This is a genomic window from Mycobacteriales bacterium, from assembly GCA_035533475.1.
In the GTDB taxonomy this organism is placed as follows: domain Bacteria; phylum Actinomycetota; class Actinomycetes; order DATLTS01; family DATLTS01; genus DATLTS01.
In genome coordinates this window covers 21,614-27,668 of the sequence record DATLTS010000040.1, presented here as the reverse complement: position 1 = coordinate 27,668, position 6,055 = coordinate 21,614, and the positions used below count along the sequence as shown (strand labels likewise).

The following is a 6,055-nucleotide window of genomic DNA, read 5'->3' as shown; positions in this document are numbered from 1 at the left end:
ACTCGCCGCCGGGTTCCCCGACACCACCACCCCCATCCCCTGGTGGGGCGGCCGCCAACTCAAACTCACCTTCGGCTAACCCACCCGCTCCCACCCCCGTGGTGTTAACTCTCACGGCTAACGTGGAAGGGCAGGCTAGCTGTGGGGCGGCCAGCGGTGAACCCTGTTTACCCTTGGTGATTGCCGCGCAGCTACCGTCGGTGACGGGCGCCCGGTCGGCTCGCGTCGGTCGAATTTGGGGCGATGATCTTCGTCTGGTCACAGAATTGGTCACAGAAAATTTCGACGCGCCCGAGAATTCATGATCACGCCCTTCCCGAGAAATAGGACTCCGAGCTGGGCAAACGTGGTATTAACGATCACTCGTGAGTACCCGAAAATACGGTCATGTAAGGGTTCGAATCCCACCTCCACCGCCGATTGTGATGTCTCGGACACCGAGCACAGGTGTCCCGAGGCATCCTTCACGCCTCGGGTCGTCTTTGGCAGTCCGGGCTTGGGCCGAGTTGGAGTTTTCGGCGTAGCTCACCGTCGGTGTTGGGGACGCGGACGGCTGGTCAAGTGCGTGCGCGAAATGGAGGCGGAGCTCAAGTCGCGTTCGTTCGGTCGAGCGAGAAGGTGCGCTCTCGGACGGCCCGACGGAGCCCAGGAGATGACGCCGAGCCGGCGCTCACGTTCGACATGTTCCACGGTCGTGCCCGAACTGTCTAAAGGAGCTAGACTTGATGTCAAGCCCACCCTAGACTTAGGATTGTGAAGCGTAAGGACCTGATCCGAAGGATCGCCGGACGCGCCCGGGCCGTGAACGTCGACTGGGTCATCAAACGGGAGGGTGCGAGCCACACCGTCTACTCACTCGGGAGGCTGACCATCCCGATCCCTCGGCATACCGAGCTTGGCGAGAAGCTGGTCACCGAGATCTTCAAGGAATGCGCGGCAGAGCTCGGCGAAGGATGGTGGAAATGAAGAGGACCTACCGCGCGAACGTCGAACGGGACGGACGGTTCTGGCTTGTGCGCGTTCCAGAAGTGGGAGTGACCCAAGCTCGGCATCTACGCGAGGTCGAGCTGATGGCGAGGGATCTCATCGCGCTCGTCACCGACACCGAGCCGTCCACGTTCAACCTCGACGTCGAGGTGCAGATGCCAGCTGCCGCCAAGCGCCGGCTCGACCGCGCCGTTCGGCTTCGGAACCAGGCGAAAGACACCCAAGCCCAGGCCGCCGAAGAACTCCGCGCCGCCGCACAGGAGCTCGCGAAGTCCGGAATGACCGTCCGCGACATCGGTCAACTGCTCGGCGTCTCGTACCAGCGAGCGCACCAACTCGTCTCGTCCGGGCTCTCGCGGGCCTCCTGACGGTCCGAGCGCAGCGGGGTCGGAATCGCCACACCCGAGGTGCCGTTCTTCGACGGGCCCCTCCAAGCGTCGGGTCGCGCCCATAGCGGCCGTTCGGGAGCGCTCGGTCGGCGGCAGATTCGGACATCTGAGAATGACCGGTAGCCGGTGACCATCCGGTCGATAGCGGCGGATGGTGTTGACGGTCGCGGTGAGGGGTTGGTGGTCGGCGTAGGCGCGCTCCGGGAAGCCGCTGTCGGAGTACACGTCCGCTCCTACGTACGCCAGATTCGGCAGATGCTGACTGGGCATCGGCACAGGGGGAGCGGATAGGCGCGAAGCCGCAGCTTCCCACCCTGCCGAAGCTCCATAAGGACGCGCTCAGCCGCGAGCAGATCGCTTGTACGGAGGAGTCATGCAGGAACGTGACCGGCTCATCATTCGTCTGTTTGCCGACTGCGGGCGGCGCTTGTCCGAACTGCTCGGCCGGGGCGAGGACAACATCGTTCGCAGCGGCGGACGCGCTGCGCAACTGAAGGTCCAGGGCAAGGGCGGCCGGGAGCGCCCAGTTCCCATCGTGCCGGTCCTGCTCCGCAGGTTGGAGCGGTTCCAAGGACACCTGCCGCAGCCGCGGTCCTGCGATCGGCTGTTTGTCCCACTCCGCAGAGGGCCGCTTGGCGAGAACGAACCGCTGACGATGTCGGGGGTCGAGCAGCTCGTCAACGTGGCCGCGCAGCGTGCGGGTATCGGTCGCACGATGCATTCGCACCTGTTGCGGCATTCCTGGATGACCGAGATGCTCCGGCGTGGAGTGAACCCGGCTCAGCTCGCGGTGGTGGCAGGCGCCTCGCCCGAATCCATGCGCTCTGCTGGATCTGTGGGTCGAGGAGGCGACAGAGCTTCGGTCGCGACGGACATCGGCGTTTCTGTTCGCGCAAACGCCAGAACGCCGAGTCAAAGAACTTGGTCGAAAACTGGATGCCCACGGCGTCGAGTACGCGGTCACCGGGGCCGCGGCCGCCATGTTGGTGGCACCTTTCGTGACGGCGGTGCCGGTAGCCGAGGTCTGGGTGACACCCGAGATCGTGACCGCGGAGATGCTCCAGGTGGCTGGTGCCGAGCCCGTCCCGGACGGAGCGAACGTCGTATTTGTTCAGGCGAAGGATGACACCCCGCTCGCCTTCCGGCAACGGCGCGACGACATCTGGATTACCAACGTCTTCCGCCTGTATGTCGACCTGCGGCGCGACCCTCGCCGGGGACGCGAACAGGCTGATCATCTTCGGCAGGAGGTGATCGGGTTTTGAATCGTTCCCGCTTCGACGACTACCACGAGGAGACGACCGGGCTGCGCTCGGGCCGATGGGCATCGAGGAGGCGGCGGCGGCCGAGCGTTGGGTGGACTCGGTACTCGCTGGCGAGCCGGCACCGGCGCGATCCCGTCGGCGACCGCGGTCCGCGTGAGCGAGCTGGTCCTCGACGCCGGGGGGTGAGTGCACTCGCCGGGCAGCGGGCTCGACTCGAGGCGCTGCGCCGGCGTGGGCTGTGGCCGGCTCAGATTCCAGCGATGGTCCTGGTCGAAGGCCTGACCGGGGATGCCCGGCGCGACTATCAGGCGAACATGCTGGTCAAGCTGTCGCAGGTGCGTGAGGTGACGGAACCGTTGGCCCGCGAGGCGGCGCGGTTGAGGACCGTGACCGGCCGAGCCGGCACGAGCAGCGTCACCGATGCCGTCGTCGTTGCATATGCGACGACCCGAACCGATCCGGTGGTGCTGACCAGCGACCCCGGCGACGTGGCCCTCCTTGCGGCCGGGGCGGACCGGCCAATCACCATCGCACGGGCCTGACGCTGGGCAGCCGAGCGCGAGCGCGCATTACCCGACGGTTGAGCCTGGCGGATCGCGCGTCGCCGAGCCGGCGTTCCCGTGTGGTACCGCCGTGGTACCGTTTCGGGGTGGCGATGAACCTGCGCCTCTCGGACGAGGACGCGATGGCGCTGCGCCGGAAGGCCGACGAAGAGGGTCGATCCATGCAGGAGGTCGCCCGCACGGCGATCCGCCACTACACGAGCGGCCGGCCGGCTCGGTTGGCGGTGGCGATCGAGCGGATCCGCACCGAGGACGTCGAATTGCTGGACCGCCTGGCTCGGTGAGCAAGCGACCGGCGCTCGACTACCTCACGGTCGACGACCTGTTGGAGGTCGCCGGCGGGATCCTCGATGAGGTGGGTCTAGGGGATTCCGGGCTGTTGGCTTCGGCGGCCGCCCGCCCGGCGATGTCGGTGTTTGGTGACGACGCGTATCCGAGTTTCGCGGAGAAGGCGGCCGCGCTGCTGCATTCGCTGGCCCGCAATCATCCGCTTGTCGATGGCAACAAGCGGCTTGCCTGGGCGGCGACGCGCACGTTCTGCCTGTTGAACGGGTGCGATCTGCGCTACACCGTGGACGACGCCGAGGCCCTCGTGCTGGCCGTCGCTGCGGGGAACCTCGACGTGGCACAGATCGCAGACTGGATCGCGACGCACCTCGTAGACGGATAGAACCGCCCTTGCGCCCGCGCCCCGTCGGTACTTCGGAGCTGTGCTGGCTCGCGGGACCGCCCCGTGACGCCGTATCGATCGGCCCGGGGAGGGTTGTTCGGACAGCTACCACGACGGATGACGATGTCGCCTGCGGCGTTCCGCTCCGTTTCGCGATGTCCCCGACGTGCCATCCGCAGATCATGCAGTCACAGGTGCCGCCCCGCTGATGGCGGCCGAAGTCACCGGGGGCGTCCCTATCCTCTGCCCATGTGGTCTCTTCGGTGCACGTTGTGGGACGTCGCGTGATCGGCGAGCGGTGGGGCGTGACGGACCAGGAAGTGGTGCGCCGATTTCCCTGCGATGACCTCGTGGCGTCGCCCGTCCTGCAGTTGTGGCGGGGTGTCACTGTGGACGCGTCACCGGCGCAGGTGTGGCCCTGGCTGTGCCAGCTCCGGCTGGCGCCCTACTCCTACGACTGGCTGGACAACCTGGGCCACCGGTCGCCGCGAGACCTTCGTGGGCTGCCTGACCCTCGACCGGGGGAACCCTTCTCCCGCGTCGCGGGGAAGGTTCGGGTCGGTCGCGTTCTGTCCGTTGCCCGGGAGCAGCACCTCACCGCGAGCATCATGGGGGCGGTGATGTCGTACGTCCTCACGCCGGAAGGCCGCTCGACCCGGCTACTGTTGAAGATTGTCGTGGAACACGACCATTGGTACAACGCTACCCTCGCCGTCGGCGACTGGCCGATGGCCCGTCGCCAGCTCAAGAACCTCAAGTCCTTGGCGGAGGCCGAGCGAGCGGCGCCGAGTCAGTAGGTACGGCTCCTTGTTGTCGTCGGCGCTCGGTGGAACCGATCGGTAGCCAGCACTGCGCCGCGTGCGGCCGGCGCCAGCGGAGACAAACGAGTCCGATGAACGTGCTGGGCGAGGGGGGACGCGCCCTGTACGTTCGCTGGATGACGCCGCCCTCCTTCGCCGGCATGAGCCACGTGGCGCTGACGGTCTCCGACCTTCAGCAGTCGGTGCAGTGGTACGTGGACACGCTCGGCTTCGTCGTGCTGTTCCCGTACGACACCGATAGCTTTATAGGCTCCCGCGATACGAACCGGTTACCTGGACCTGGGCGGGGTTCGGCTGGTGGGGTTCAGGCAGGAATCAGTTCAACCTCGACGCGAGTGACACGGTAGGCGGACACATCGCGGTCGGCTATGTCTTCCCATCCGGGTGTGAGGCCTCCCGTAGCGTGGATCGCGGTGCGAACCGCTGTGCTGGCCTTGGCGTAGGCATCCTTCTCATCGCTGCCGGTAACGGTGATCTGCACATCTACCTCGCCGCTGTCGTCACACTCGGCGTAGTCCCAGGCGCAGTCCAGTAGGCGAGCATCACCCTGCTCTACGGTGTAGTAGGCGTCAGTGACAGCGTCGAAGTTCTTGGCGCGATTCGGCCCGAAGACCCGAAGGTTCATCTCGACTTCGAACATATGTTCCATCGGTTACCTTCCTTTGCACTTTCGCGCGAACTCTGCCCGGCGTTCCCGCCAATACCGCGGATTGCTGGGAGTCCTGTGGACCGTCCCCTTATGCTTACCTGGACAAGGGCAGTACGCCATTGGATACCCGCCCGTTCCTCATCGACCCGCCATCCCTGTGACCTGAGCCACTTGACCAGGGCTCGGTAGTCCTGAGCATGGCTCCCCACCAGCCCGAGCATCGGGGAATTGGTCTCGCAGGCACGGCCTACGCCGTGAAGAGACCCTACCGGGGTAAGGCCTCCGGACCGCTCGGGCGGCCACACTAAGCCGCCAGGGCCGCCTGCCCGGTATCGAGCAGGGCGGTGCCGAGCGCGGCCAAGATGGTGAGGTCGGCGTGCAGGCTGACCCGATCCAGGGTGCGGACTCGTAGCGGGGTGAGGCCGCGCTCGTTCTTGAGTCGGCCGAAGCACCGCTCGACGGCGATGCGGCCCCGGTCGAGCGCCTTCCACCGGGCGCTGCCGTGTGGGATCGGCGGGTGCAGCCGGTCGTACTTGATCCACCGCGACGCGGGCGCGCACTCGCGGGTGGGGCAGCGCCACTGCCTCGCACCCCGCGTCTCGTCGGCCCCGGCGAAAGTCCACGTCCCGTGCTCGCAGGTCGGCGGCCTGTGCTCGCCCCGGAGCACCCGAGCCGTCTTGATGAGGGCGATCACCGGGCGGATGCCACGGC

9 protein-coding genes are annotated in these 6,055 nt (G+C 66.6%); 7 read left to right on the top strand and 2 right to left on the bottom strand.

Features of this window, described 5'->3' with window-relative positions; all coding sequences use genetic code 11:
- Positions 1-753: 753 nt before the first annotated feature.
- The 7 genes from VNG13_08625 (at position 754) to VNG13_08595 (ending at position 4,671) form a co-directional block, all read left to right on the top strand.
- Positions 754-966 (top strand): hypothetical protein, encoded by a 213-nt coding sequence (locus tag VNG13_08625; protein ID HVA60587.1) that lies wholly within the window; start codon positions 754-756, stop codon positions 964-966.
- Entirely contained in the window at positions 963-1,355 is a 393-nt protein-coding gene (locus VNG13_08620; GenBank protein HVA60586.1) for a HicB family toxin-antitoxin system, read from the top strand. The genes VNG13_08625 and VNG13_08620 overlap by 4 nt, the downstream gene beginning before the upstream one ends.
- 1,019 nt (positions 1,356-2,374) lie before the next feature.
- Positions 2,375-2,641, top strand: coding sequence for a hypothetical protein (locus tag VNG13_08615; protein ID HVA60585.1), 267 nt, complete (start codon positions 2,375-2,377; stop codon positions 2,639-2,641).
- Between the two features lie 182 nt (positions 2,642-2,823).
- Positions 2,824-3,183 (top strand): hypothetical protein, encoded by a 360-nt coding sequence (locus tag VNG13_08610; protein HVA60584.1) that lies wholly within the window; start codon positions 2,824-2,826, stop codon positions 3,181-3,183.
- Between the two features lie 113 nt (positions 3,184-3,296).
- Entirely contained in the window at positions 3,297-3,488 is a 192-nt protein-coding gene (locus tag VNG13_08605; protein ID HVA60583.1) for a CopG family transcriptional regulator, read from the top strand.
- Positions 3,485-3,874: a type II toxin-antitoxin system death-on-curing family toxin gene (locus VNG13_08600; GenBank protein HVA60582.1), complete on the top strand. Its 390-nt coding sequence runs from the start codon at positions 3,485-3,487 to the stop codon at positions 3,872-3,874. The genes VNG13_08605 and VNG13_08600 overlap by 4 nt, the downstream gene beginning before the upstream one ends.
- Before the next feature lie 350 nt (positions 3,875-4,224).
- Positions 4,225-4,671 carry a polyketide cyclase gene (locus tag VNG13_08595; GenBank protein ID HVA60581.1) on the top strand — a complete coding sequence of 149 codons (447 nt, stop codon included), beginning with the start codon at positions 4,225-4,227 and terminating at the stop codon, positions 4,669-4,671.
- Between the two features lie 328 nt (positions 4,672-4,999).
- Here the strand turns inward: VNG13_08595 and VNG13_08590 are convergent, their stop codons facing one another.
- Together VNG13_08590 and VNG13_08585 are read right to left on the bottom strand one after the other, a co-directional pair.
- Complete coding sequence (locus VNG13_08590) at positions 5,000-5,344, bottom strand: hypothetical protein (GenBank protein HVA60580.1); 345 nt, start codon at positions 5,342-5,344, stop codon at positions 5,000-5,002.
- Positions 5,345-5,648: 304 nt separating this feature from the next.
- Complete coding sequence (locus VNG13_08585) at positions 5,649-6,038, bottom strand: hypothetical protein (GenBank protein ID HVA60579.1); 390 nt, start codon at positions 6,036-6,038, stop codon at positions 5,649-5,651.
- Positions 6,039-6,055 lie beyond the last annotated feature (17 nt).

What these genes read in the sequence shown, in the direction of transcription:
- VNG13_08620 (HVA60586.1), top strand. Translation starts at nt 963, where the DNA reads ATGAAGAGGACCTACCGCGCGAACGTCGAACGGGACGGACGGTTCTGG.
- VNG13_08590 (HVA60580.1), bottom strand. Translation starts at nt 5,344, where the DNA reads ATGGAACATATGTTCGAAGTCGAGATGAACCTTCGGGTCTTCGGGCCG.
- VNG13_08605 (HVA60583.1), top strand. Translation starts at nt 3,297, where the DNA reads ATGAACCTGCGCCTCTCGGACGAGGACGCGATGGCGCTGCGCCGGAAG.